This window comes from Virgibacillus sp. NKC19-16 (genome assembly GCF_021560035.1).
Classification (GTDB): domain Bacteria; phylum Bacillota; class Bacilli; order Bacillales; family Amphibacillaceae; genus Virgibacillus_L; species Virgibacillus_L salidurans.
Map to the genome: position 1 here is coordinate 1,185,606 of NZ_CP074373.1, position 25,172 is coordinate 1,210,777.

At 39.3% G+C, this 25,172-nt stretch carries 26 protein-coding genes, 1 other RNA gene and 1 pseudogene; 25 read left to right on the forward strand and 3 right to left on the reverse strand.

Annotated features, from left to right (window positions below; translation table 11 throughout):
• Positions 1-7: 7 nt before the first annotated feature.
• The 6 genes from KFZ58_RS06275 to KFZ58_RS06300 all read left to right on the forward strand — a co-directional run bounded on the left by KFZ58_RS06275 (position 8) and on the right by KFZ58_RS06300 (position 3,921).
• On the forward strand, positions 8-1,084 hold the full coding sequence (locus tag KFZ58_RS06275; protein WP_235793943.1) for a tartrate dehydrogenase: 1,077 nt from the start codon (positions 8-10) through the stop codon (positions 1,082-1,084).
• A 145-nt stretch (positions 1,085-1,229) separates the two neighbouring features.
• Positions 1,230-1,841, forward strand: coding sequence for a 3'-5' exonuclease (locus KFZ58_RS06280; RefSeq protein ID WP_235793944.1), 612 nt, complete (start codon positions 1,230-1,232; stop codon positions 1,839-1,841).
• Between the two features lie 13 nt (positions 1,842-1,854).
• Positions 1,855-2,148: a hypothetical protein gene (locus KFZ58_RS06285; RefSeq protein ID WP_235793945.1), complete on the forward strand. Its 294-nt coding sequence runs from the start codon at positions 1,855-1,857 to the stop codon at positions 2,146-2,148.
• Positions 2,149-2,172: 24 nt separating this feature from the next.
• Positions 2,173-2,394, forward strand: coding sequence for a YdbC family protein (locus KFZ58_RS06290; RefSeq protein ID WP_235793946.1), 222 nt, complete (start codon positions 2,173-2,175; stop codon positions 2,392-2,394).
• A 42-nt stretch (positions 2,395-2,436) separates the two neighbouring features.
• Positions 2,437-3,435: a signal peptide peptidase SppA gene (gene sppA, locus KFZ58_RS06295; protein ID WP_235793947.1), complete on the forward strand. Its 999-nt coding sequence runs from the start codon at positions 2,437-2,439 to the stop codon at positions 3,433-3,435.
• Between the two features lie 12 nt (positions 3,436-3,447).
• Positions 3,448-3,921 (forward strand): RDD family protein, encoded by a 474-nt coding sequence (locus tag KFZ58_RS06300; RefSeq protein ID WP_235793948.1) that lies wholly within the window; start codon positions 3,448-3,450, stop codon positions 3,919-3,921.
• Positions 3,922-4,023: 102 nt separating this feature from the next.
• On the opposite strand, the gene KFZ58_RS06305 is transcribed toward KFZ58_RS06300, so the two are convergent.
• On the reverse strand, positions 4,024-4,305 hold the full coding sequence (locus KFZ58_RS06305) for a hypothetical protein (protein ID WP_235793949.1): 282 nt from the start codon (positions 4,303-4,305) through the stop codon (positions 4,024-4,026).
• A 212-nt stretch (positions 4,306-4,517) separates the two neighbouring features.
• Between KFZ58_RS06305 and KFZ58_RS06310 the strand changes: the two genes are divergently transcribed.
• The gene (locus KFZ58_RS06310) at positions 4,518-6,122 is read left to right on the forward strand and encodes a fatty acyl-CoA synthetase (RefSeq protein WP_235793950.1); all 1,605 of its coding nucleotides are present in this window, start codon (positions 4,518-4,520) and stop codon (positions 6,120-6,122) included.
• A 231-nt stretch (positions 6,123-6,353) separates the two neighbouring features.
• Here KFZ58_RS06310 and KFZ58_RS06315 read toward each other — a convergent pair whose 3' ends face one another.
• Positions 6,354-6,557 carry a hypothetical protein gene (locus tag KFZ58_RS06315; RefSeq protein WP_235793951.1) on the reverse strand — a complete coding sequence of 68 codons (204 nt, stop codon included), beginning with the start codon at positions 6,555-6,557 and terminating at the stop codon, positions 6,354-6,356.
• 301 nt (positions 6,558-6,858) lie between these two features.
• Positions 6,859-8,202: an RNA-guided endonuclease TnpB family protein gene (locus KFZ58_RS06320; protein WP_235793952.1), complete on the reverse strand. Its 1,344-nt coding sequence runs from the start codon at positions 8,200-8,202 to the stop codon at positions 6,859-6,861.
• Between the two features lie 429 nt (positions 8,203-8,631).
• On the opposite strand from KFZ58_RS06320, the gene KFZ58_RS06325 reads away from it, so the two are divergent.
• The 18 genes and pseudogenes from KFZ58_RS06325 to KFZ58_RS06410 all read left to right on the forward strand — a co-directional run bounded on the left by KFZ58_RS06325 (position 8,632) and on the right by KFZ58_RS06410 (position 25,161).
• Complete coding sequence (locus tag KFZ58_RS06325) at positions 8,632-9,285, forward strand: SDR family oxidoreductase (RefSeq protein WP_235793953.1); 654 nt, start codon at positions 8,632-8,634, stop codon at positions 9,283-9,285.
• A gap of 1,305 nt (positions 9,286-10,590) precedes the next feature.
• Positions 10,591-10,668 (forward strand): annotated as a pseudogene (locus KFZ58_RS19335) (SEC-C metal-binding domain-containing protein); the annotation flags it as partial.
• 130 nt (positions 10,669-10,798) lie between these two features.
• On the forward strand, positions 10,799-10,864 hold the full coding sequence (locus tag KFZ58_RS06335; RefSeq protein WP_235794685.1) for an SEC-C metal-binding domain-containing protein: 66 nt from the start codon (positions 10,799-10,801) through the stop codon (positions 10,862-10,864).
• 341 nt (positions 10,865-11,205) lie between these two features.
• Positions 11,206-14,694: a hypothetical protein gene (locus KFZ58_RS06340; RefSeq protein WP_235793955.1), complete on the forward strand. Its 3,489-nt coding sequence runs from the start codon at positions 11,206-11,208 to the stop codon at positions 14,692-14,694.
• Positions 14,695-14,795: 101 nt separating this feature from the next.
• Positions 14,796-14,942: a small, acid-soluble spore protein L gene (locus KFZ58_RS06345; RefSeq protein ID WP_235793956.1), complete on the forward strand. Its 147-nt coding sequence runs from the start codon at positions 14,796-14,798 to the stop codon at positions 14,940-14,942.
• Between the two features lie 12 nt (positions 14,943-14,954).
• On the forward strand, positions 14,955-15,203 hold the full coding sequence (locus tag KFZ58_RS06350; protein WP_235794686.1) for a sigma-G-dependent sporulation-specific acid-soluble spore protein CsgA: 249 nt from the start codon (positions 14,955-14,957) through the stop codon (positions 15,201-15,203).
• Between the two features lie 53 nt (positions 15,204-15,256).
• Positions 15,257-15,443, forward strand: a non-coding RNA gene (ssrS, locus tag KFZ58_RS06355) — 6S RNA.
• Between the two features lie 156 nt (positions 15,444-15,599).
• Positions 15,600-15,968, forward strand: a complete 369-nt coding sequence (locus KFZ58_RS06360) for a VOC family protein (RefSeq protein ID WP_235793957.1) — start codon at positions 15,600-15,602, stop codon at positions 15,966-15,968.
• Between the two features lie 173 nt (positions 15,969-16,141).
• On the forward strand, positions 16,142-17,089 hold the full coding sequence (locus KFZ58_RS06365) for an alpha/beta hydrolase (protein ID WP_235793958.1): 948 nt from the start codon (positions 16,142-16,144) through the stop codon (positions 17,087-17,089).
• 575 nt (positions 17,090-17,664) lie between these two features.
• A complete protein-coding gene (locus KFZ58_RS06370; RefSeq protein ID WP_235793959.1) occupies positions 17,665-18,639 on the forward strand; it encodes a phosphotransferase in 975 nt (324 codons plus the stop codon).
• Positions 18,636-19,025 carry a hypothetical protein gene (locus KFZ58_RS06375; RefSeq protein WP_235793960.1) on the forward strand — a complete coding sequence of 130 codons (390 nt, stop codon included), beginning with the start codon at positions 18,636-18,638 and terminating at the stop codon, positions 19,023-19,025. Before KFZ58_RS06370 ends, KFZ58_RS06375 begins: the two co-directional genes overlap by 4 nt.
• 63 nt (positions 19,026-19,088) lie before the next feature.
• Entirely contained in the window at positions 19,089-19,229 is a 141-nt protein-coding gene (locus tag KFZ58_RS06380) for a hypothetical protein (RefSeq protein WP_235793961.1), read from the forward strand.
• A gap of 30 nt (positions 19,230-19,259) precedes the next feature.
• A complete protein-coding gene (locus KFZ58_RS06385) occupies positions 19,260-20,036 on the forward strand; it encodes a GNAT family N-acetyltransferase (protein WP_235793962.1) in 777 nt (258 codons plus the stop codon).
• Positions 20,037-20,189: 153 nt separating this feature from the next.
• A complete protein-coding gene (locus KFZ58_RS06390; RefSeq protein WP_235793963.1) occupies positions 20,190-20,753 on the forward strand; it encodes a sugar O-acetyltransferase in 564 nt (187 codons plus the stop codon).
• Between the two features lie 190 nt (positions 20,754-20,943).
• Positions 20,944-21,450, forward strand: coding sequence for a DNA-deoxyinosine glycosylase (locus KFZ58_RS06395; RefSeq protein ID WP_235793964.1), 507 nt, complete (start codon positions 20,944-20,946; stop codon positions 21,448-21,450).
• An 882-nt stretch (positions 21,451-22,332) separates the two neighbouring features.
• Positions 22,333-23,340, forward strand: coding sequence for a sensor histidine kinase (locus KFZ58_RS06400; RefSeq protein ID WP_235793965.1), 1,008 nt, complete (start codon positions 22,333-22,335; stop codon positions 23,338-23,340).
• A gap of 14 nt (positions 23,341-23,354) precedes the next feature.
• A complete protein-coding gene (locus KFZ58_RS06405) occupies positions 23,355-23,996 on the forward strand; it encodes a response regulator transcription factor (protein WP_235793966.1) in 642 nt (213 codons plus the stop codon).
• Between the two features lie 226 nt (positions 23,997-24,222).
• Positions 24,223-25,161, forward strand: a complete 939-nt coding sequence (locus KFZ58_RS06410; protein ID WP_235793967.1) for an ABC transporter ATP-binding protein — start codon at positions 24,223-24,225, stop codon at positions 25,159-25,161.
• Positions 25,162-25,172 lie beyond the last annotated feature (11 nt).

A 25,172-nucleotide genomic window follows, 5' to 3' on the forward strand; every position in this document is an offset into this window, starting at 1 on the left:
GGTGAAAATGAAGTATTTTAATGTAGCACTAATACCAGGAGACGGAATCGGGCCGGAAGTCGTTTCTGAAGGTGTGAAAGTTTTAAAAGCGATTGAAAAAATAGATCCGGAGATTTCCTTTTCATTTCAGGAATTCCCTTGGGGATGTGAGTATTACCTGAAGCATGGGAAAATGATGGAAGATGATGGTATTGATCAACTAAAAGGTTTCGATGCTATTTACTTGGGAGCTGTTGGTTATCCGGGGGTGCCTGACCATATTTCATTACGGGAGCTCCTATTGCAGATCCGAAAAGGATTCGATCAATATGTAAACTTAAGACCTATTACACTCTTGAATCCATCCCTAACACCACTCAAATCTAAGACGGAAAAAGATATTGATTTTCTGGTGATCCGTGAGAATAGTGAGGGAGAGTATTCAGGAGCAGGCGACTGGCTATATAAGGATAAGCCGGAAGAGGTTGTCCTGCAGACAGGTGTCTTTTCCAGGAAAGGTACGGAGCGGATCATACGGTATGCATACGCGGAAGCACGTAGAACAAACAGAACATTGACGAGTGTGAGTAAGGGCAATGCCTTAAATTATTCTATGGTTTTTTGGGATGAGGTGTTTGAAGAGGTTGGAAAAGAGTACCCGGATGTAAAGACATATTCCTATTTAGTGGATGCTGCCAGTTTATATTTCGTTCAGGATCCGGAGCGTTTTGAAGTTGTTGTCACATCCAATCTTTTCGGTGATATTTTAACAGACATCGGTGCTGGAATTACTGGTGGATTGGGTCTAGCGACAGGGGCAAATGTGAACCCGGAAAAAGAATACCCCTCGATGTTTGAGCCTGTACATGGGTCTGCCCCTGATATAGCTGGTAAAGGAATTGCAAATCCAATCGCAGCCATTTGGTCTGTCAGTCAGATGATGGATTTTTTCGGGGAAGACGGGTGGGATGAAGCGATTCTTTCAACTATTAAAACGCTTCTCACAGAAACGAATCAACTGACTCCTGATCTTGGAGGAAAAGCTTCCACAAAGGAGCTGGGCGATCGGTTTGTGGAATTGCTTCAGGAATATATGGGTACATAAATTAGATTGGTGAATAATGCTGCCGGATTCCATATAAGCGATTTCTTTCGCTATGAATCCGGTGTTTTTTTATTATCAAGTCCACCATCGTCCATATTAATGTTAATATAGAAAATATAATGCAACATCAAAAGGGGCTATACATATGAATTTCGCTTCCATAGATTTCGAAACGGCTAATGAAAAGCGTTTCAGTCCATGTGCTATTGGTGTAGTTGTCGCCAATGAAAATGAGATTTTGGATGAATTTTACAGTTTAATTAATCCGTTGATGGAATTTACCTCATTTAATACATATATCCATGGGATTACGGAGAGTGATGTGTCTGATGCACCAACATTTCCTCAGGTTTGGCCGACACTGTATAACTATTTATCACAAAACACCGTCGTTGCGCATAATGCCAGCTTTGATATGAGTGTGCTCAGGCAGACGCTGGATTATTTTAATTTGACCTATCCGAATATGGACTACCTTTGTACAGCAAATATTTCTAAACGGGTATGGCCAGACTTGATCAATCATAAACTAAACACACTGGCGTCCCATCACGGTATTCGATTTGAACATCATCATGCACTGGAAGACGCTCGGGTTGCGGCAAAAATTTTGATGACGGCTCTCGCCGCATATCAGGCTGGTTCCATGGATTTCTTTTTGGAAAAATGTCAGATGACTAAGGGAAGAATCTATGAACATGGATATGTCCCACCAAGGAGTAAACCCGTTAGGCGAAAGCGAAAGTTATACTTTTAGAAAGAAGGTATTTATGTTGAAAAAAACAGCCATACTTGGCGGGGTACTAGGAATTGTGATTTCTTTAGCCGCTCAATTATTTGCTGTGATGGATAATGCTTATACAATTGGAAATATTGGACTTTTGGGTGCTTTGGCTGGTGTGATTGGCATCGTTAGTGGCTATCAAATTGATAAACGAACTGATTTTTCTTTAATTGGGCTAGGACTAGCGATCATTCTAGGTACAATTGCATTATCTTTCCTGTATCTGATACCTACCGTTCTCATGATCATCCCATTTGTCTATATATTTAATAATCGATGACAAATTAATGAAGGAGGAATGAATATGGCGGAATTGAAGTATGAAATTAAGGAAAACATTGGTGTGCTTTCTGAATCACCAAAGGGATGGACGAAGGAGTTGAATTTAGTCAGCTGGAACGGGCGTGAACCAAAATATGATTTAAGGGACTGGGCACCTGAGAAAGGGAAAATGGGGAAAGGGGTGACGATGACGGAAGAAGAGTTGAAGGAGTTAAAGGCTGTTTTACAGAATATGGATAAATAGTGTATTATTTTTATTATCACATACATAAAGGAGACGCTACATATGAATAGTAAACGTTGGATCGCGCTCATTGTTGCGGTGGTTTTACTTGTGTTTTCATTAGGTTTTCGAATGGCGACAAGTGTGGTCACAGCTGACTTTGAGGAAATGTTTAATTTTCAGCAGGATAACAAATTTCAAGAAAGTGTAATTGAAGAAGGGAATGGAAATAATCAGATCGCTGTATTAAATTTGGAAGGCGTTATTCAGGATACTGCTTCAAATTCAGTGCTTGATTCAGGCGGGTATAATCATCAACGATTTTTGGAAATGCTCGAGGAAGCTGGACAAGATCGTACGGTGAACGGAATTATTTTACGCGTGAACACACCTGGTGGGGGTGTTGTTGAAAGTGCGGAAATCCATGACAAAATAGTAGAAATACATGAAGAATATGAGAAACCCGTTTATATATCGATGGGTAATACGGCAGCGTCCGGTGGTTATTATGTAGCAGCACCGGCTGAAAAAATTGTGGCACATGAAGCAACGTTGACCGGGTCCATTGGTGTCATTATGGAGAGTTTCAATTTTGCTGAATTTGCCGATGAACATGGCATTGATTTTAACACGATTAAAAGCGGTGAATACAAGGATATTATGTCAGCCTCACGTGAGATGACGGATGAGGAACGAGACATTTTGCAGTCGATGATTGATGATATGTATGGGGATTTTGTGCAAGTTATTGTCGACGGACGTGACATGCCTGAAGAAGAGGTTCGGGAATTGAGCGATGGCCGAGTTTACACTGGATCACAGGCTCAAGAAAATGGACTTGTAGATGACCTTGGTACGATGGACGATACAATTGCTATGATGAAGGAAGACTATGACTTAGGTAATGCTCGCGTTATTGAATATCAACAGGGCTTTGAAGTCAACCAGTGGTTAGGTGGAGCCGTCCAGAATTTGTTCGGTTCTGAATCTGATGTAACTGGAATCAAGGACCTGTTAAGGGAATCCAATGCGCCGCGTGCGATGTATTTATATACGAAATAAGGGGGTGCCTAAATGAATGAAGAAGAAATTGAATATACCACGGAAGCAACATCAAGCTCTTTACCGAGGCGATACGCTGGCTTCTGGATGCGTTTTTGGGCGTATTTGGTTGATTTAATAGTCATTTTCAGCATAAATGGCATCCTGCTTAGCCCGTTTAAATTTATAAACGATGGTGCTTCTATCGATGTTGGGTTTTGGACATTAACAGGTATCCTTGGAGCGGTGATCTTTTATGTATACTTTTTGTTGATGACAAAGTTTTTTAATCAGACGATAGGTAAAATGATATTCGGTTTGAAAGTTATCCGAAATGACTTACGACCACTAGAGTGGAGTGATCTTCTTTTCAGAGAATTGGTAGGAAGGTTTATTTACCGGGTGTTTTCCTTTATGGTACTTCTCTATATTGTGGTAGCATTTACACCGGAAAAACAAGGTGTGCATGATATGATTGGGAATACAAGAGTTGTGTTCGTGGAGTAAAATAAGCAGGATTCTTTGCATATGTTGCAGGGGCTCCTGATTTTCTATAAACAAAACAAGAGGATCGCAGTATGGCGATCCTCTACATGTAATTTCCTTACATTATTGTTGTTGGTTGTTTTGCTGTTGTTGAGCTTGTGTTGCTTGCTGACGTGCTTGTTGAAGCTGTTGCTGAGCTTGCTGGATTTGTGGATCTTGTTGTGCAGTAGCTCCTGCTTGATTTTGCGCATTTTGCAATCCTTGTTCAGCTTGCTGCAATTGCTGTTGAGCTTGCTGAAGTTGTTGTGGATCTGCACTAGCCTGTGCTTGTTGTACAGCTTGCTGTGCTTGTTGAGCTTGCTGAGCAGCTTGTTGAATCTGCTGTTGTGAATTTTGTTGTGCCATAATGAAATAACCTCCATGAAAGTTTTTTGAGCTGATTAACATGCTCTGTACATAGAGTGTCACAGGGTCCTTCAGTTTATGTATTATTTACCAAGTTTTTTTAAAAAAGTTATAGGCTAAGGTGTTGCTTGCTATTAACCGTTATCTGAAATAAAATTAAACTAAGAAAATTCAACATGAGTCGCATCCAAATTCATTTGAGGAGTGGGAGAATGAACAGAGAAACAAATGTACATGATGGGCTTGGCAAGATGTTGGAAAGGGCAGGTCGTAATACATTAGGGGATTTACTGGCAAGAACCCGAGATCGAATGCCGGATAAATTTGCATTCGCTTACAATGAGCAACGCCTTAATTATGCGGAACTGGATAACATGGTTAACCAGACGGCACATGCTTTTCAAATGAATGGGATGAAAAAAGGCGATATGATAACAGTTATGTCTAAAAACAGCTTGGATTTTGTTGTGGTGAATTTTGCCCTGGCACGCATTGGCGCGGTCATGATCCCAATCAACTATATGCTTACAACAGAAGATGTTCAGTATATTTTGGAGCACGCCGAAGTTAGCGGATTCATTGCCTCTAAGGAATATGCTTCTTTACTTGATCATTCAGCTGGGAGATTGGACATAAAACATCGCTATTTGATGGAAGTTTCTGCTGCCTATGTTGGTGAGCTCACCGAATGGACACCATTAGCTACCGCGCGCACCGGTCAGCCAACAGATTTTGTTGATGCGGAAATTGCTGACGATGACCTTGCTCAAGTGTTGTATACAAGTGGTACGGAATCGCGGCCAAAAGGCGTGATGCTTTCCCATAAGAGTATTATTAGCGAATATGTGAGTTCTATTGTTGACGGGAAAATGGATCCAGCTGATGTAGCGATTCATGCATTGCCGTTTTATCATAGTGCACAGCTTCATGTGTTTCTTGGTCCAAGTGTATATGTCGGTTCAAGTGGGATCATTCTGGGCGCTGCAAGTCCTGAGCTGATTTTGAAAACAATTGAAGAAGAAGGAGCGACGCAACTATTTTGCCCGCCGACAGTGTGGATTGGGCTGCTTCGTCATCCGGATTTTGAAAAACGTGATTTATCAACATTGGAAAAATGCTATTATGGAGCGGCAATTATGCCAAGGGAAATCTTAAAAGAACTTGCGGAGCGCTTACCTAACGCACGTTTCTGGAATTTCTATGGACAAACAGAAGTTGCCCCACTCGCGACAGCGCTTCAACCTGAAGACCAATTGCGTAAGCTCGGTTCAGCAGGGGTTGCGACATTAAATGTACAGACGAAAATTGTGGATGATGAGGATATCGAGGTCTCCCGCGGTGAAATAGGTGAAATTGTTCATCGAACACCGCATGCGATGAAGGGATATTTGCATGACCCGGAGAAAACGGCTCAAGCCTTTAAAAATGGCTGGCTCCATAGCGGGGATTTAGGTGTGATGGATGACGAAGGCTATGTAACCATTGTTGACCGGAAGAAAGATATGATAAATACAGGTGGGGTAAATGTATCCAGCAGAGAGGTTGAGGAAGCAATTTATCAGCTGGATGGTGTGTCTGAAGTTGCGGTTGTCAGTATTCCGGATACGTACTGGGTTGAAGCGGTTACAGCGATTATTATTTTAAAAGAAGGGGCCACGCTGTCGGAAGACGAAGTGATTGATTTTTGTAAAGGAAAGTTATCGAAATTTAAGGTTCCAAAACGCGTGGATTTTACGGATGAGCTACCTAAGAATCCGAGTGGGAAGGTTATGAAGCGAGCATTGAGAGATCAGTACGGGGACCTTGGTGGAAAATAAATCGTGGGGCGCTGCATGAGGTGCAGTGCTTTCTTTTGTGTGCGACGAAAGTTATATTAATTTAACCGAATTAAAAGGCGTTTTCCTTTTAAGTGAATAGAAAAAAGCAGCATCCTAACGATGGATGCTGCTTAATTATTTAGTGAATATAGGATGTCTGTAAGTCCGGGTACGATGGAAATAATCCTTTTTTGCGGATAGGAGATTCCAGGGTCCCAGGTGATCGGTAATTTAATTGCCATTCGCCATTTCCTTCTTTAAAAATTCCATATCCGCTTCTGTTAAAGGATCTCCATTAATTTGTAAATTACCATTCAGCTTTATTTGTCCATCCGCCAATTCCATTTGGGAAAGAACACATGGGATTTCATAATTAACTGGATTTCCTTCATGATCAAAAAATAGATATCCCTCTTTTTCATCATGGGTCAACATACCCCCACTGAGGACCTTGCAGTTCCCCTTTCAGTGGGGGCTTGGGTTAGCTACTCAGGTCTCCTCGCTACATGCTTTAGACGATTTGACGCTCTGAATAACAAGCACCGCTAAGCACTCCCCAAACACTGTTTTTGGTTGGTACTGACGACGAACTATCGTTTTCCCACTTGCACCACTCTTCCGAAAAAGGGTAGTTCTTCTTATAGAAAAAGCCACCACTCAGATTGCTCTGGCGTGTGCTACAAGCCCCGACAAGTCGAGTACACATGGATGGTTGACGCACCCACTAAGCTATGCGCTAAGCAACAGCTTTACGTTTTTGTACTTCCAATTTAATTGGCGTTTTAACGTTAAGATCTTCGTCCAATTCAACAATTTCCGATTTACGCAAAATATTCAATGCCCCGTTAATGTCAGCGTGAATACATTGTCCAGTTTTGCTTCGATACAGACCACGATTGATACGTTTACCACGGAATGTGTAGTTGGATTTATCATTTTTCGACCAAACAGGGATTGTATCTTTGTCTAGGAAACTGGCTTGTGATGTATAGCTTTCTTCTTGCTTCACGAAACGAATACCCTCTTTCAAACATTTGTTTTCGATTGCAGCAATCAGCTTATAAAATGGAATTTGAACAAATTTCTGATTGCTCTTTTTCCCTATACGGGACGCTTGCTTCCAACCAGTGTTGTAACCGACAACAATCGTATCAATGTTGAATGCGTTTACTTTTTTAAATAGCAATCCTACAGCCTGTGAGATATAACCATTGATTTGATTTTCACGTTTGTACCAAAGTGTCGCCATACGGTTCGTTACAATGCGTTTAGATATGCCGTTTTCGAAATTTTCCGCTTGCAGATTGCTTATCGTTTTGTTGAAGTATTGGTTGATGGACTTGAGCTTTTTGCCATCAATCAAGAACGTATCACCATGGTTTGTTGCACAACTCATCATTAGGTCTACACCTAAATCGCAACTCAAAGCGTTCGTAGTTGTCGTTGGTTGTTTCTTCATCTGAGGGACTTGCATTTCATAAATGTAATGCACCTCAAAGAACCGACCTTTTTGCTTAGGTACGATTTCAATGTATGAGATTTTCCTGTTCAACAAGTTTTTAGGCATACGAATGTTAATAGAACCGAAACGTTTTCTAAATGCCACATTCATTGGAATAGCCCAATATCCGTCTTTATCCACTTTTGGAACTTGGTAGATTTCAATGATACGTTTGTCCGTAGCGTGAGAATACTTCGGAAATTTAGGACGACCCGTGAATTCCTCCGGGCTTTCCTTCCATTTTTTAAGCGCTTCAAAAAAGCTTTTCGCTTCTGCATACAACGTTCTGCGAATTGCTTGAGCGGAGTTTGATTGAACGGCCCAATAGTTAACATCAGCTCGCATTGCAGCGTCAACTTCTTTTGCGTTCGGAATCTTACCGTTGTTTAAATAGTTTTGTTTCATCGCATATAATCCAACATTACGCAACGCTTTTGAACTGTGCGACATACGTTGGAGCAGACGGAATTCTTTAGCCGTCAACCTACTACGTCCAATATTCTGTTTCTGCGTGAACCGTTGAATGTTTTCGGATTTCTTTTGTTTACGCAATACTTTAACGGCTTTCTTTCTAGCCATTATGTTCACCACCTTTCTCAGCGAGTCAAATAGGATTACTTCGTTATTTGATACTCAATGTATGTACGGATTGTTTCGATAGGCGCACCACCTATTGTTTAATTTCATTATCATATAAATCCTTATCTATGACTATTATATCATTGGACAAATGATTAGGCGAATTTTTGTTCGCAAAAAAGTAAATACAAGAGAAGTTTTCAGCCTACGGACTGACAACAATTCATCTCCACCTGAATTGTTGGGCTGGCCCGAAACACAATTCAGATGGAGTCTTCTTGCCGAAAGGGATAAAGTTGTTATAGACAATTGTCAACGATATTTCATACTGAAACCTTATCCTTTAAATTTTCTGTCATATTTAGTATTCTAAAGGAACGGAGGGACAGGTTCTCGTCCCAAGCAGAATTATAGAAAGGGTGGATTATAATGAAAGTGCTTGTAGTTGGAGCAAATGGTCAGATTGGAAAGCATCTGGTTCGATTTATACAGGGAAGTGACAGCATGGAAGCAAGAGCGATGATTCGTAAACAAGAGCAGGCTTCCTTCTTTGAAGGTTTAGGCGCAGAAACTGCTGTAGTGGATCTGGAGGATGACGTCGATGTAATTGAAAAGGCAGCTGAGGGAGTCGATACGGTCGTATTTACTGCAGGTTCAGGTGGAAATACAGGAAAAGACAAAACCCTTATGATTGATTTGGACGGGGCTGTAAAAACGATAGAAGCTGCTAAAACTGCAGGTGTGAAACGGTTTGTCATGATTAGTTCATTTGATACAACCCGCAGAGCTATTCAGGAGGCAAATGAAAATTTTTCACCATACGTCGTTGCCAAACATTATGCAGATGAATGGTTAAAAGCAACCGATCTGGACTATACGATTATACATCCGGGGTTATTAACAAATGACGAAGGAACAGGAATGGTAAATGCAGCTCCTGAAGTAAATAGAGACGAAGTGCCAAGAGAGGATATAGCAAGAACGATTCTCGCCAGTCTCGAAAATGATAAATCGATCGGAAAGGAATTTCAGGTAGTGAAAGGAGCAACAGCTATTAAAGATGCGATAGATCCCATGAAATAATTTTTTAATGAAAGACAACTTGCCTATAAGCGGGGGTGTTGTCTTTTCTTTCAGGGGTACACTGTCCCCGGGAACTGGAAGAATAATGGGAGGATGATCCTATCCCTGTCCCCTTGTTCCGCGAAAGTCTCTCTATTATAATAGAGTAAAGAAGAGGCGGGTGATATTATGGTCGATAAATTTGATGAAGACATGGAATTAACTATGAAAAATATGTTAGCAGGGATGAAGGAACATAGAGCTGAGATGGAAAAAAAGCAATATAAAAAGCATTGGAAAAATATAAAAGTCCCTTTTAACCTGCATGAAGGCTTGAATAATTATACGAAAGATGAGCTTGCTGATATAAGAAGTTATTTGGATATAAAAAATGCGAGCAGTTTGAAAAAAGCTGAGCTGATAAACCTGTTGCAGGAAACGATTCCGGATAAATTGGAGCGTGTTTGTCAATTATGGGACACAGATCGTTTTAAATTGCTGACAAATATTGCAGAAAATGGTGGGTTTATAGTCACAACTGAGGAGGATATACAGGTTGAACAAATCAGATATTTACGTCGTACCGGTTTGATTTACACTGGAACTTTTGAAGGAAAACAAGTATTGGCTGTACCGGAAGAACTTATCGAACCGATTTTGGCCTTGAAAAATAATATTAAAGTCAGAGCAAATGTGAAAAGGAATACGATGTGGATTAAACTTACTAGAGGCATTTTGTATTATTATGGAACGTTAAACAGTCCCAAATTGGTTGAAATGGTGGAAAATCACATGAACGAACCGGTCGATTTAAGGGATTATTATTTCGTTATGCATGATTCGAATGCTTATTGTAAGCAACTCCATATTGACGAAGATGGATTTTCAAATGGCAGAGTGTTCGATCCAAAGGAAGTTAAACAAGAACATAAGGCCAGAAGCGATATACCTTATTATCCTTTCACAAAACAGCAGCTGCTCAGAGCCGGTGAGCCCGAATTCGTGGAGAGAAATAACAGCTATATGAAATTAGTCAGCTACCTAACGAAAAACTTTGACATAACCAAAGCGGAAGCGGACGGTATCGCAGAAGAATGCGTTTATGCAACAAGGATCGGTGATGGACCCAATGAAGTAATGGGATTCTTGAGTCAAACATTTGAGTTTAATAGTACGGAAAAAGTTCAAGCTGTAATGGATAAGGTCGTTGAACTGATGAATAACACGAGGGAATGGTTTCTCAAAGGATATACATCATCAGAGTTATTTGAGCAGGAGAAAAAAGCGCTGCAGCCTTTACCAGCGTCCAAAAAAAATGAGAGTAAAAAGTCAGTGAAGGTGGGCAGGAATGATCCATGTCCATGCGGAAGTGGCAAAAAGTATAAAAAGTGCTGTGGCAAATAGGAATTTTGCCATAGACTTGATCCAGCAAAAAGTTTCAAGATAAACATCTATAGAGTTATTTGAGCAGGAGAAAAAAGCGCTGCAGCCTTTACCAGCGTCCAAAAAAAATGAGAGTAAAAAGTCAGTGAAGGTGGGCAGGAATGATCCATGTCCATGCGGAAGTGGCAAAAAGTATAAAAAGTGCTGTGGCAAATAGGAATTTTGCCATAGACTTGATCCAGCAAAAAGTTTCAAGATAAACATCTATTAATCTGTTCGTTTACAATAAACCTACAAGCAGCAAAGGAGGGAAATGGATAACAACCATTCTCTCTTATTAATGTTGCACGTGTTATTCCCGTGAATCCCCAATCTAAAAGACCCTCTACATTTTTAAAAGATACCCAATATAGAATAAAAAGTTTCATCGTAAAATTCAATTTGGTATAATAAGTTAACGAATAATTTGAATGTTAAGGCGGTGACACTGAGGGCAGGTTCCTCATCCCGGTCATTCTGGGATAGTCCACCTGTCCCTATAGGAAAGAGGTGTTTTTATTGAAAGATCGGATGACCGATCAGGAGAAAAAAGAACTGATGGAGGAAGAGTTGGAAAATCTTAAAAAAGGGAGCTATATTTCATATGAGACTTATAACAAAATGCTCCAGGGTTATAAGCGTTATTATGAAAATTTCTATCCGTCATTATCCGAAATACCACAGGTAAATGATCATGAAGACAAACCGGAAGATGATAAACGATCTGCTTTTCAAACACAACTTTCAGATGATACAACGTATGAAAAAGAGAGTCCTGCTGTTAGACAAGATGTTCCTCCAACCAAGCGGCGGCTCTCTGCCCAGGAAATCCGCGAACGAAATATTACATGGTCTTTAGCAATTGGTGTTATTTTACTTTTGATCGGCGGAACCGTACTGGCCACAAGTACGTGGGATATGTTGTCACATTGGATGAAAACAGGAATGATTGCCTTTGTTGCCGTTTTGTTTTTTGGTTTGGCAATATTTACGAATCGCATTCTTCATATAACAAAAACAGCATTTGCCTTTTATGTTTTGGGGGGCCTGTTTTTGCCGATCGTATACATATCTATCGGGTTTTATGAACAGTTGGGTTCTTACTTATCGATTTACGGTGAAGGACGATTTTTATATGGCGCAATCGGCAGTCTGATACTGCTTCCTGTTTATTTATTTCTGGCTGCCAACTTACAGGCAAGGTTGTTTGTCTGGTTTTCCAATATTACGTTAACGCTGTTTGCTGGATTTTTCATCTTATTGTTCCATTTACCGGTAGACGGTTTTTATTTGGGAATCATGCTGTTTAACAGTTTGCTTATTGCAAGTTATTACTTTCTCCGTAAAAATAATAAATGGAATCTGTTTACCAAAGAATTTGTCGTTTACATGCAGGGGAATTTGATTTTATCCACGATGCTGATGCTTGTTTTTTACAGCAGTGACGTGTTTCACGGATTTAATCTGATCCTGACTGCAGCGATATATTTTGCGATGATTTATGCAACAAACCATAGAGAATATAACTTTGTCTTCAGTGCTATGCTTGTTTATGGTGCATTTCAGGTCATTGAATTTTCAGCATTACATCATATAGGTCCTATTGCATACGCTTTACTCGGGTTTTTCTTTCTGGCAATACCGAAATTCATGGAAGATAAGCATGGTATCACGCAGGTGTTTCGATACACAAGTGCTGTTATATCCGGACTGGCATTTATTTATATTACCTTGCAGGGGATGGTCGTTCGTATGGATGATCCGTCCGTCATCCTGGTTATTGCTTACCTGCTGATCGCCGGTAACTTTGTCTATTTGTCCAATCTGGCAAAAGAAAAAAATGTTTTCTTTTCTTATTTGAGTTCCATTTTCCTAATGACCGCTTCCTTTGAAACAGTAAGGATTGGTGAAACTTTCTTTCCATATGATTCCCTTGTTTTACCTATGTTTTTTGTTGGCTTTGCTTTTTATATTACATTTGGAAGTGTTACGATCACTTCTTTCTTAAAGGCTATCAAAACAAGTGCACGGGATATCGCCATGGTTGTGATGGGGCTATGCTTGCTTATTCGGCTAGTTGCTCTTGATTATGGTCAGGCAGGAATCATGCTTTTGTTTATCAGCATTGTTGCTGTTGCTATGGATCGGTTTGAATTGAGAGACTTTGCTAAGAATACCAACTTTACTACGTGGTTACAGCCGCTCTCACTGGGATTTTCCATCACCCTGTTTTATGCGGCAAACGTAACTGGGAATATGGAATTTGCGGAATTCGGACCTTTTGAACCGTTGGCACTTGTATCAGCAAGCATCGTCCTTCTTGTCATGACAGTTATCTGGCATTATGTTAAAAGGGAAAAATACAAAAATTATGCATTTTATGTGTCGCAGGGGTTTTATTTTACAGGTTTGCTGTTAACGATGCATTTTTCTAAGTTTGATTTTAATCCGACATTACGCGCAGTAATCGTATTTGGCGGTATTATCATGGCATACTTTTTGTACCAGAAAACGAAAGCCGCAACATTTCGCTATGTCATAAGCAGTGTATCTTTAGTATTTTATCTTACAACACTGTTTGCACTTCACGCTGAAGGTATGATGATTCGTTCTTCCTTCGTTTCTTCACTTCAATTGCCGTTTGGTGCTTTTCTGTTATTTGTGGTCGGACTGATTTTAAGGAAATATGACCTGAAATTAACAAATGTTTTCTGGTGGTTGGGTCATATCTATTACCCGTTTGCCCTGTTAATTTCTCTGTTTTATGGAGAAATAGCTGTATGGTCAGCGGCATTGGCTGTTATTGTTTATGGTCTGAGCGTTTTGTATGCAAAAAAAGAATGGAAAATCAAGGTATTCCTATATGCAGGCTTTACATCGCTGTGGATGCTGATTATCCACGTGATGCTGAACCTGAACATGGGGGATCAGCTGAATTACGCTTGGTTGGCAACAAGTATTCTTTTAATGACTGTTTGGTATGCCAGCAAGCAAGTATGGAAAAATAGAATGATTTATTATATACTTCCATTTTCTTTTATCGGTGCTTATAATTTTACATTCTCGCAACCATTTGATTTAACCATGCTTATTGTAACCCTTTTATACACAGGAATGATCATCAGATTATTGCATGTGAAAAAGTGGGATATTTTAAATGTATTTCCATTGATTCTTGTATTTACGGCATTTATGAAAATCGCCGATTATTATCCGGGAACCGATTACTTATTTTTTATGATACTCGCGGTCATTTTCTTCAGTGCCGGGATGTTCGTGTATTCTACAGTGTATAAGGAGAATGAGAATAATCTTCCTCAGCTTGACTGGTACACGATAGCAGGGTTTGTTGCGCTTGGATTTATGTATGTCCATTCAGGCTGGGTACTTTGGGAACAAATATTTCCGGGAATTTTCGTAGCGCTTGCATTATTTTTACAGAGGAACCGTCTTTATTTTGTTGAAGGTAAATGGGTTGTAGTAATTGCGATCGGCTATTTATTTGAACCGTATTATTCTATGCTGGAATTTATTCAGTTGCCTGCGTTGCTGGAACGCGAATTTTATGTGCTGCCGTGGATTGCGATGGCGAGCTTAATAAAAAGGCTTGCTGGTGAAGAACATCAAAAAAATATGAATTATATGCAATGGACTATTTTGGTGATTGTGGCACTATTCCTCGTTCAGGATGGATTGGCAAGTAACACGGTTTATGACGCCATTATTGTAGGAACACTATCACTCACGTCCATGATTGGCGGCATGTATTCCAAACAAAAATCATTCTTTTTTGTGGGAGCGGGAGTATTACTCTTGAATCTCTTTCTGCAGACAAGACCATTCTGGGGAGCAATGCCATGGTGGGCATACCTCCTCATTGCCGGTTCCATATTAATCACAGTCGCCAGTTATAATGAATGGTATAAACAGAAAACAACAAAAGGCAAAGAAACACTTATCACTATAATTAACAAAAAAATTGTTCAAAAAATAAAGAACTGGGACTGAGGGATAGCATTCTTCATCCCAGTTCTTTAATTGGTAGTAGGAGAGTAATTAGGGCATATAATCATAAATTTTTGTAACACTAATTACTGGAGGTGGTCTTAGTGGCTAAAAAGAATAATACGAATCGGAGCAAGCAAAAAGTGAACGATTCAAGTTTAAATCCTCAGGGCTTGTCCGAAGATATAGCGGATCAGCAAGCCAAATCCCAGCTTGAGCAACGGGCAAAAAAGAAGAATACGAAAATATAGAAGGTGAACCTAATCGATTATACACTAGATTATTTACGTGAATCACTGTCCAATCATATGGAAAGTGATATGTGCCAACAAATTGTCAGGAAAATGGAAGCCAATAAATACGAGAACGAAGAGATGTTTGCTAGAGATTTAAGTGAAGAGGAAATGGCGTATTTACATGATGTTCTGGAAAGTGAGCTTAATTACGCTAGGAATGCTCGGGATGATGTTCGGACAAAAGAATTAACGGAGGTCTTCGAATTATTATTTTGATAAATAGGAGAATTTTCCATTGAAATTTCTTTGCCCCGGGTATATAATGTATTTACAAGCTACGATGTGCGTATTCAAATAAGTTTTAACCTCTAACAGATGAATAGGGAGTTTTATATAAAAATTGGAATGTCGGGCCGTCAATGTGTAGCGGAAGACAGGAATGTTTTTGCAAACACCCACTTGGAGAAGTGGTGGTTTAAAACTTTTTATATTAAATACGGCAATTGTGGCCTGTAACTTTATAAATGATAGGGACCAGCTTCTTTTGGAGGCTGGTCTTTTAGTATTTGGTTGATATAAGTAAAACTTTAAAAAAGCGATATTTAAAATGTATTATACTCCTCGGGTTGTTATTGATATGATTAGATCATACGATATAAGGAGCTGGATATTATGAATTTCTACTTTGAATCAATTGATCATGTGCGGCTTGCAGCACCTGTAGATAGTGAAGATGAAGCACGAGCATTTTTCCGGGATATATTAGGCTTTGAGGAAATAGACAAACCTGATACATTGCGGGATGAAGGCGGAGTGTGGTTTCGTTCCGGGAATGTACATGTACATATTGGATCAGATGACCCGTTTACGTCTGCTAAAAGAGCTCATCCTGCTTTTCATGTGAAGAATTTGGAAGGAATGAAGGAGCACTTGGCTGCGAAAAATGTTGACTTTCGGGTTGATGATCGTCTACCTGGAGCGAATCGCTTTTATGTAAATGATCCATTTGGTAATCGGATTGAGTTTCTAGAGTGGGTGTAATTATAGAACAATTTGAGCGTATGTATAGGAGGATCTGGGGCTGTACTTGAGTATTAGCCTCATTTTTTATTTCTAATATGAAAATATATTGTAAAATTGAAAATAAAAATCTTTAGAAAACAGCCCTGTAATAAGGGATCAAGAAAATGAATAAAAATTAAGGGGGGTGTAAATTGAAAAAAAGAATACTACTTATTTCCGGGATTATTGCAAGCCTACTTCTTGTTGCAGTTTTTCTGGTAACGAATTATTTTTATGGGGAAGCTGTACAGCGGGGGAATGAGGTTGAATTACATAGTGAAGAAGTTGAGACGGTTGCCAGCGAGCAGGATCAATCGATCATAGAAGAAGCTGAGGAATGGTTCGGGGTGCAGGGTAAACAAGTCGTTGAGCAGACTTCATATGATGATTTAACATTAAAAGCAATTTATTTGGATAATGAAGTATCAACCGGTAAAGCTGTTATTCTTGCTCACGGGTTTCGCGGGGTGAAAGAGGATATGGATGAACTGGTGAAATTTTATTATGATCAAGGGTTTGATGTATTAATGCCGGACGCCCGTGGACACGGGGAAAGTGAAGGTGACTATATCGGATTTGGCTGGCATGGTCGACTCGATTATCAACAATGGGCCGAAATGTTGGTCGATAACCATGGGGCTGAAGACATATTTCTCCATGGGAATTCAATGGGCGCTGCTCTTGTTTTAATGGCGAGTGGGGAAGACCTTACTGATGAGGTGAAAGGAATTGTAGCAGATAGCGGGTACACGACGGCTAAGGAAGAATTAACGCATCAGCTGAACCATTTATATAATCTTCCAGCTTTTCCGTTGCTTGATGTAACAAGTGTGATGACAAAGGTGAGAGCAGGTTACACCTTTGAAGAAGCCTCTGCGATCGATCAGGTGAAAGATAACACGCGTCCATTATTCATTATTCACGGCGCGGAAGATGAACTTGTCCCAACGGAAATGGCCGATAAACTATACGCGGCAGCTGGTGGTGAAAAGGAACTATGGATTGTTCCTGATGCCGGACACACGGATGCCCATACGGTTGCGACTGCAGAATTTCAGGAGCGGTTGCAGGATTTTATAGATGGTGTGTTGGGGGAATAGGTTGTTTGAAAACTGTTACTTTATAGGGTAGCAGTTTTTGTCTACCGTTTTGGACGTGCTGTCTCCCATTTCGGATGTTGGTTCTCCCGATTTGAATGCGCTGTCTCCCGGTTTAGACGCTAGCTCTCCCGATTCGAACATGCTGTCTCCCGGCTTGGATGCTAGCTCTCCCGATTTGAACGTGTTGTCTCCCGGTTTAGACGCTTCCACTTTCGATTCAAGTGTGCTTTCTCCATTTGCATCCTAAATTTGATGGACTCATATTAGATGTGTTTAATACAACACATATAATATAAACTGGATGAAGATTAATGATCATTCCGTTTACAGGAAATTCCTATTAATTAACATAACCATTTTTGCCCCCTTTCTATAATTATAATCGATTATAGGTGTAGAAAAGGGGCATAAAATGGGTTAAATATTTTAAAACATAGCAGCACCAAAACATCCCCTTCTTTCTGTTATCATGAATTAGGGGTGTTTTTTAGCTAAAAAATACTGAAATCATAGCAGGAAGATAGCCACTTATGGCGAATCTTAATAATAGGGGTTTTTACAACATGGAGGACAAAATGGCAAACATAAGCGTAAAACATACATTAATAGATGAAATATCAATCATAGGATTATTAGAAGGCTATAATTTAGGGCCTATAAGCCACTGCAGGTTTTTAACAAGAGGTTTAAATGACACCTATCTGATCATCACACCAAGAAAGCAATATATTTTCAGAGTTTACCGCCATGGATGGAGAAGTGAAGAGACTATTGCGTTTGAATTGGATGCACTGCACCATTTACATGAAAAAAAGTATCCAGCTTCTTATCCGATCGCAAAACGTGATGGTACTTATGTATGTGAAATAGATGCGCCTGAAGGACTGCGTTATGGCGTGTTGTTTACGTATTCAAAGGGCGTGAGACCTTCGATTAATGCAGAGAACGCAAAATTAATTGGAGAAGTACTGGGGGACTTGCATCATGTTACCGATGATTTTCATTCTGAGCGCAGTCGCGGATTTGAATTAAACCTGAATCATTTATTGGATGAACCAACTTCCCTTATTTTGCCGGTTATTCGCAAGTTCTTAGGCAAAGAAGTAGAAGGGGATATTCAGGAGATTGTAGAAAACCTCAAGACAGGACTGAATAATAAAAAATTGGAAACAGGCTTCTGTCATGGTGATTTTCATAGCCGTAATATGCATATGAATAAAGGTAGAGTCGAGGTCTTTGATTTTGATTGCGGGGCAATAGGATTCAGGGCATATGATGTTGCGGTATCTTGGTGGAACTTGCTTACGAATTATGGCGAGCGGGAAGAAGAATGCTGGGATGGGCTTCTAAATGGCTATTCGTCCCAACGGAGATTGGCAAAAGACGATGTTGATAGTTTACCACTATTTATCACTGCACGAAGATTTTGGCTACTCGGCACAATGCTGCAAAATGATGATGTATGGGGAACGAATTGGTTAAATAAGCAGTCCTTGGAGTTATTCGTATTGCAGGTCAAGACGGATATGATACGTGAAATAAAGAGGTGAGTACATTGCCAAATTGGGTTTGGGTTATATATTATTTGTTTCTGTTGTTAACCTTAATCAGTGCGATTTATAGTTGTTTTCGAGGCAAATTAATATATTGGGCTTATGCATGCATTATCGTTTCACTGCTGGTCCCCATCGTTGGATTATTATTCCGTGCGCAGCACACAACAGACATGAATGGATTGGGATACCTTTTTTCTCAACTGGGAAATGGAGATTTATGGGCAGTATTGATTACGCTTTGTTTAGTGTATGTTGGGCTCTGGTGGGTTTTATTCATTCGGGACGAGATGGATATGGATGCGGTTATCAGGAGGATGCGGACATTAAGTGAAACGGTGAAAAAACGTTTTTATGAGTTAAATAACAAAAGGGAAAGGTGAGGTATGACAAAAATCAGGGTTCAACCCCTAATTATAATAGGGCTGTTTCTAAGTGCGCTGAATATGGCTATTTATGCTTTTAATAATTTCGGTAATAATGATGCAGGTTACGGAATTTTATTTGTGATACTAACATTGTTTTTTCTGGGAATTGGTATTTATAGTATTGTAAGGAATCGAAAATTAGCTAGGAAAGAGCATTAAGTTTAATTAATGTAGAAAGAAGGAGCATCCATGATTTATGAATCAGATCTTAATGTAAGAAAAAAGTTATTCCCTATGTTTGATGGTATGAATGACACCATTATTCTTTCATGTCTTCAAGGGCATATGGGAAGTGCTTGGGTGGATGATCTTGAAAGCCCCACCGCCTGCCAAATTTCACTAGGAGATTTTGTATTCTATGCTGGTAACCCTCATGCAAAAGAAGCTGAAGCATTATTGAATAATTTGCCTGAAAACATTCTAGCAATTGTCAATACAAATGAATGGAAAAAACGCATCGAAACGATTCACGAAGGTTCAATTAAAAAAATACAGCGATATAGTTTCAAAAAGAATGTTGAAGATCTGGATCGTAATCATATTGGGAAATTTTTATCAGGTCTGCCAGAAGGACATGAACTAAAAAGAATTGATGCATCCTTGGCAAAGGAAGCCTCTTTGCATGAGATTTCAAAGGACTTCACAGGGCAGTTTGATTCTATCGATGATTATTTAAATAGAGGATTAGGCTATGCTGTTGTGTATGATGGAAAAGTTGCATGCGGCGCATCATCCTATAGTATTTATGATACAGGAATTGAGATAGAAATTGGTACACATCCTAATCATAGAAGAAAAGGCTTAGCGACTGTAGCAGCTGCTGCTTTAATTTTGGAGTGTCTTGACAGGGGATTATATCCTAGTTGGGATGCGGCGAATTTGGAGTCTGCTGAGTTAGCACAAAAGCTTGGATATGTTTTGGATGGGGCGTATGATACGTATTATATAACGTATAAAAGGTTTTAGTTGAAAAGAGGCTGAAGAAAGCTGGTATAAAGAAAATTCGACTTGGGTTTAATGAATTAAGAGAGTCTTTACGTAATTATTTACAATGAAGCCAGTATTGTATAGAATAATGGAATAGAAGAGACATCATAGATGGACAAGGAGAAAGAAAATTTGAAAACAGAAAAACAAAAAATGATAAGTGGCGAATGGTATAATCCAGCTGACTCAGAATTACAAGCCGAACAATTACATGCAAAAAAATTAACGAGATTATATAATCAAACCCTAGAAACCGAAAATACGAAACGGGGCCAAATTTTGAAAGAACTTTTCGGCTCTACTGGCGAAAACGTTTTTATTGAACCAACTTTCCGATGTGATTACGGTTATAACATTCATGTTGGGGAGAATTTTTATTCGAATTTTAATTGTGTTTTTTTAGACGTCTGTGAAATTAGGATCGGAAATAACTGCTTCATTGCGCCAGGTGTACATATTTATACCGCGATACATCCATTGAATCCGAACATACGAAAATCCGGAATAGAGTCTGGAAAACCGGTTATCATCGGAGACAATGTATGGGTTGGTGGTGGTGCAATCATCAATCCTGGAATTCATGTAGGGGATAATGTAGTGATTGGATCTGGTGCTGTCGTAACAAGGGATGTACCTAATAATACGGTTGTAGGTGGAAACCCAGCTAAGGTTATTAATGAACTGGAGTTAGAATGAAGGCCAATAGTGACTTTAAGTATTATTTAGCTCCTTCAATACATATATAGACTAATGAATAGGAATCAAAATGGTTTGAAATTATTAACAACTGATGTTTTCGCATAACCCTTGGGTAAATGGGGATTATCCTTTACTGTGAGTGTAGGTATTCTGATGTTAGGGTATATGTAGTCATGGAGTGATTTTAATGGATGAAAAAATAAATTCATTTCCGCCTGTTGTACCGAGAGATCCCAAGGTGCTTATTCTTGGATCTATTCCTGGTGGGATGTCGCTTGAAAAACAGGAATATTACGGGAACCCTCGTAACCATTTTTGGAGCGATCTCTATGAGCTTTTTGATCAGAATCCGCTTGATGAGTATGAACAAAGAATTGCATTTGTAAAGCAACATGGGATTGCTTTATGGGATTCGATAGGCAAGTGCTACAGGGAAGGGAGTTTGGATTCAAATATTTGGGAAGAGGAACCGAATGATATCGTCGGATTATTAAAGGAGCACCCAACCATTACATTAATTGCATGTAATGGAGGGAAATCCTATCAAACATTTAAAAGAAATTTTCCAGCCGATGAACTAGAGGGAGTGGATGTCGTGAAAATGCCATCAACCAGCCCGATTCCTGGAAAATATACGAAATCATTTGCAGGGAAAGTAGAGGCATGGAGTAAAATTTTACAAGTCACGACTTAGAGATGCCTTTCTTTATACTTAATAATTTCACCAATGCCAAAATGTGAAACCAGTTGTATTTTTGAGACCAATAGAATACAATGTTAAAGTGTGAGTCGTAAGGGATAACTTACGACCCACCTCAGACGGTGCCTTGCATCAGTTAGGCGGCTTCGTCTAGGGAAAGGAAAAAAAGTAATTGTCCAAGGGTCGGGTGTATCTGATCGGGATGATTACTTTTTTTCTTGGCTGGTGTTCACAACTAACAGGACAAGTGTGGCAAATAAAAACATTAACTCAAGCACTTTGTCAATTGGTATCACAAGCTCACGCCCCTTTCATTAGGGGATTTAAGCCGCCATGTAAAAAGTTCATCTCTTTTACTGCTTTCTTCCTGAGCACACCTTGCAGGACCCGTCCTCTCTATTATACAACAAAATTATTAAGAAAAGTTTAAATTATTAATAAATGGTAAAATATTCCTATATAAAAGATGATTTATCAAGGCTAAAGTAGTGCAAACAGTTGATATGTATTAGTTATGACGACCTCCCATGCTAATACCTTGGTATTAACACTACCCGTCCCACATATATGGATAAAAATCTACGTTCGTAAATTTTTCCTTCGGATTCTAAAAACATACACGGATTGAAATAGATGTGACGCTCATATTTGGTATAGAACATTTCCAAATGTACTTATCTTTGGTATTGTTTATAAAAAAGAGGTTGGTTATATGAAGAGGGATCAGTCCTTATTACAAGTCCAGTTACACATGCTTAAATCTTTTGTAGAAATTTTTCAGAATCATAGGAAGTGGGATTAGAGTTGAAATTTTTTTGGTTACGCTTTAGTGTGTTTTCCATTTTGTGGTTGCTGTTAATCTTACGAGATAGCGAAATGGTACCATTAAGCATTATTGTTTTTGCGATAGCCAGCGGAATATATTTTCTGTTATCTATTGGAAAAGTATTATTTCCGCTGTATGTAATTTTATCATCAATTATCGTTATGCATGGCTATTTTCTGTTAGATGAAATAGCGCTAACTACTTTGTTGCTGCTGTTTATTACAATGGATGCTGCCATGAAAATGAAGGGTAAATTGCTGCCAGTCTATTTAGTCATTAATCTTGTGTTTTCTTTTACGCTAACCACAATAAAGAGCGGACAAATGTTTGAACTTATAATTCTCAGTCTTTTCTTTTCCTTCTTGATACTAAAGATGAATCAAATGGTGGATGAAAGAAGCGAACAAAGGGAGATTTATGATCAGCTTTTGGGAGAATACAGGATTTTAAAACGAATGAATCTGGCAGCAGAACAGAATGCCAGGTTGGAGGAACGTACAAAAGTTGCCAGGGACATCCATGATTCTGTTGGGCATCGATTGACTGCGCTGATTATGAAGCTTGAGATGCTGGCGATTGAAAATAAGCATTCCGGTTATGATAAATTAAAGGAAATGGCGGAAGAAAGTCTGAACGAGACAAGGCAAGCGGTGAAAGCACTTAAAACAGAAGATAATGAAGGAATTGCGACAGTGATCCATCTGATCCGGAAACTAGAAGCGGAAAGTAATATTCTCGTACAATTTACTATAAAGCAGGGAATCTTGTCTGTACAATTATCGAATGAGAAAAGTGTAGTACTGTATCGTGTGATTCAGGAAGCATTAACAAACGCAATGCGACACGCACAATCAAGGGAAGTACATGTTACTATAGGGAAATCAGCAACGGAAGCTATTTCTTTTAAAATAACAAATGCCATACATGATGAAAAGCCGTTTGTGTATGGGTTCGGTCTTACAAATATGAAAAAGCGGGTAGGGGAAGTTAATGGAAATCTTGATGTATATCAAACAGATAAACAGTTTGTAGTCACGGGGACAATTCCAAATGCTTAAGGGGTGAATTTTTTATGTGGCGGGTACTGCTGGTTGAGGATCAGGCAATTGTCAGACAAGGTCTAAAGGTAATTCTGGAACAGGATGAGAAAATTAATGTCTCTCATGAAGCAGAAAACGGGGAAGAAGCAATAGCCATTCTGGAAAAGCATATGGTCGATTTTATTATGATGGATGTGAGAATGCCGGTTATGAACGGGATTGAAGCAACAAGGAAGATTAAACAACAATGGCCGAATATTAAAATTTTGATATTGACGACATTTAATGATGAAGAATACGCAGTAGAAGCGCTGAAGGAAGGGGCAAATGGATTTTTGCTGAAAACGTCGGAATCCAAACAATTGATTGAAGCGGTGTACAGTTGTATGAAGGGTGGTATGACCATCCATGATGAGGTAGCTGCAAAGGTGATGCCACGTCTGCTGCACCGTGCTAAAAGTGAATCAGCGAAGGATGTGCCTTTTTTACCGCGTGAATTTGCCATTACAAAACTGATCGGTGAAGGGCGGACGAATAAGGAAATAGCGAAGGAACTTCACTTATCTGTTGGTACAGTAAAAAATCACTTAACACAAATCCTGCAGAAGACGGGCTTACGTGATCGGACACAATTGGCAATTTATGCAGTGAAACATGATATAGCTGATGGTTAAGAGGATTCAACGTGTTGTACCTGAAAATAAAATCATTGAACAACGCGATACGACAATTAAAATGATAAAGAAAACGTGAAGGCTATCTCTGAAAACTTAGAGATAGCCTTTGTTTTATATTTAAAAAATGACTTCAGTCACATGAAAAAGGAATGATTCAGTGACTTCGGGCAATATGATCAATATAACTGATGATGTAAACTAATAATTACAGGAGGTGAGCGCAATGATTGAATTGGTGGATCTTACAAATAGATTCAAACAAAAGGAAGCAGTCAAAAATCTGAATATGTTTATTGAAAAAGGAGAAATTGTTGGTTTGCTTGGACCAAATGGTGCTGGGAAATCAACAGCTATTTCGATGATGTCATCCTTGGTTGAACCAACTAATGGGGACGTCCGATTTAACAACAAAAGCATTTTGAAAAATCCTGCGCCATTACGAAAAGTTGTTGGAATGGTGCCACAGGAAATTGCGTTATATACCGATTTAACAGCGGAAGAAAATCTGCAGTTTTTCGGAAGGATATATCGGTTAAAAGGAGCTGCTTTGAAACGGAAAATAGATGAGGTTTTGGAACTGATTGGGTTAACCGAGCGGCGAAAGGAAGTAGTTAGTAAATTTTCCGGCGGGATGAAACGTCGTTTGAATATTGGTGTCGCCATGCTGCATGATCCGCAATTAATGATTATGGATGAACCGGCGGTCGGGATCGATCCGCAATCACGAAATTATATTCTGGAAACTGTAAAACGTTTGAATATGGAAAGACGAATGACAGTTCTTTACACGAGTCACTACATGGAAGAGGTGGAATATCTGTGTGATCGGATTTATATCCTGGATCATGGAAATTTGATCGCAGCCGGAACAAAAGAGGAAATTAAACAAATTCTTTCCGCGGAAAAAGCAATTTCCATCAAAACAAATCGGTTGAATGACAGCTTTATAAATAAGTTAGAAGAAAGTCCAACAGTTAATAGGGTGCTCAGAGAAGAAAATGAAGGAGCAGTAACCATCATGGTGCCTAAAGAAATAAATATGTTCCCGAGATTAATTAAGTTGGCAGAAGAAGCCGAACTTGAGCTTCGTTCAATTGATGTGAAAACACCTACGCTTGAAGATGTTTTTCTCCATCTCACTGGGCGAGCACTTAGGGATTAGGGGTGAAATCT

Excerpts from the sequence above, each read along its gene's own strand:
- KFZ58_RS06275 (WP_235793943.1), top strand. The coding sequence starts at position 8 with ATGAAGTATTTTAATGTAGCACTAATACCAGGAGACGGAATCGGGCCG.
- KFZ58_RS06280 (WP_235793944.1), top strand. The coding sequence starts at position 1,230 with ATGAATTTCGCTTCCATAGATTTCGAAACGGCTAATGAAAAGCGTTTC.
- KFZ58_RS06285 (WP_235793945.1), top strand. The coding sequence starts at position 1,855 with ATGTTGAAAAAAACAGCCATACTTGGCGGGGTACTAGGAATTGTGATT.
- KFZ58_RS06290 (WP_235793946.1), top strand. The coding sequence starts at position 2,173 with ATGGCGGAATTGAAGTATGAAATTAAGGAAAACATTGGTGTGCTTTCT.
- sppA (WP_235793947.1), top strand. The coding sequence starts at position 2,437 with ATGAATAGTAAACGTTGGATCGCGCTCATTGTTGCGGTGGTTTTACTT.
- KFZ58_RS06300 (WP_235793948.1), top strand. The coding sequence starts at position 3,448 with ATGAATGAAGAAGAAATTGAATATACCACGGAAGCAACATCAAGCTCT.
- KFZ58_RS06305 (WP_235793949.1), bottom strand. The coding sequence starts at position 4,305 with ATGGCACAACAAAATTCACAACAGCAGATTCAACAAGCTGCTCAGCAA.
- KFZ58_RS06310 (WP_235793950.1), top strand. The coding sequence starts at position 4,518 with ATGAACAGAGAAACAAATGTACATGATGGGCTTGGCAAGATGTTGGAA.
- KFZ58_RS06315 (WP_235793951.1), bottom strand. The coding sequence starts at position 6,557 with ATGTTGACCCATGATGAAAAAGAGGGATATCTATTTTTTGATCATGAA.
- KFZ58_RS06320 (WP_235793952.1), bottom strand. The coding sequence starts at position 8,202 with ATGGCTAGAAAGAAAGCCGTTAAAGTATTGCGTAAACAAAAGAAATCC.
- KFZ58_RS06325 (WP_235793953.1), top strand. The coding sequence starts at position 8,632 with ATGAAAGTGCTTGTAGTTGGAGCAAATGGTCAGATTGGAAAGCATCTG.
- KFZ58_RS06360 (WP_235793957.1), top strand. The coding sequence starts at position 15,600 with ATGAATTTCTACTTTGAATCAATTGATCATGTGCGGCTTGCAGCACCT.
- KFZ58_RS06370 (WP_235793959.1), top strand. The coding sequence starts at position 17,665 with ATGGCAAACATAAGCGTAAAACATACATTAATAGATGAAATATCAATC.
- KFZ58_RS06380 (WP_235793961.1), top strand. The coding sequence starts at position 19,089 with ATGGCTATTTATGCTTTTAATAATTTCGGTAATAATGATGCAGGTTAC.
- KFZ58_RS06385 (WP_235793962.1), top strand. The coding sequence starts at position 19,260 with ATGATTTATGAATCAGATCTTAATGTAAGAAAAAAGTTATTCCCTATG.
- KFZ58_RS06395 (WP_235793964.1), top strand. The coding sequence starts at position 20,944 with ATGGATGAAAAAATAAATTCATTTCCGCCTGTTGTACCGAGAGATCCC.
- KFZ58_RS06400 (WP_235793965.1), top strand. The coding sequence starts at position 22,333 with ATGGTACCATTAAGCATTATTGTTTTTGCGATAGCCAGCGGAATATAT.
- KFZ58_RS06405 (WP_235793966.1), top strand. The coding sequence starts at position 23,355 with ATGTGGCGGGTACTGCTGGTTGAGGATCAGGCAATTGTCAGACAAGGT.
- KFZ58_RS06410 (WP_235793967.1), top strand. The coding sequence starts at position 24,223 with ATGATTGAATTGGTGGATCTTACAAATAGATTCAAACAAAAGGAAGCA.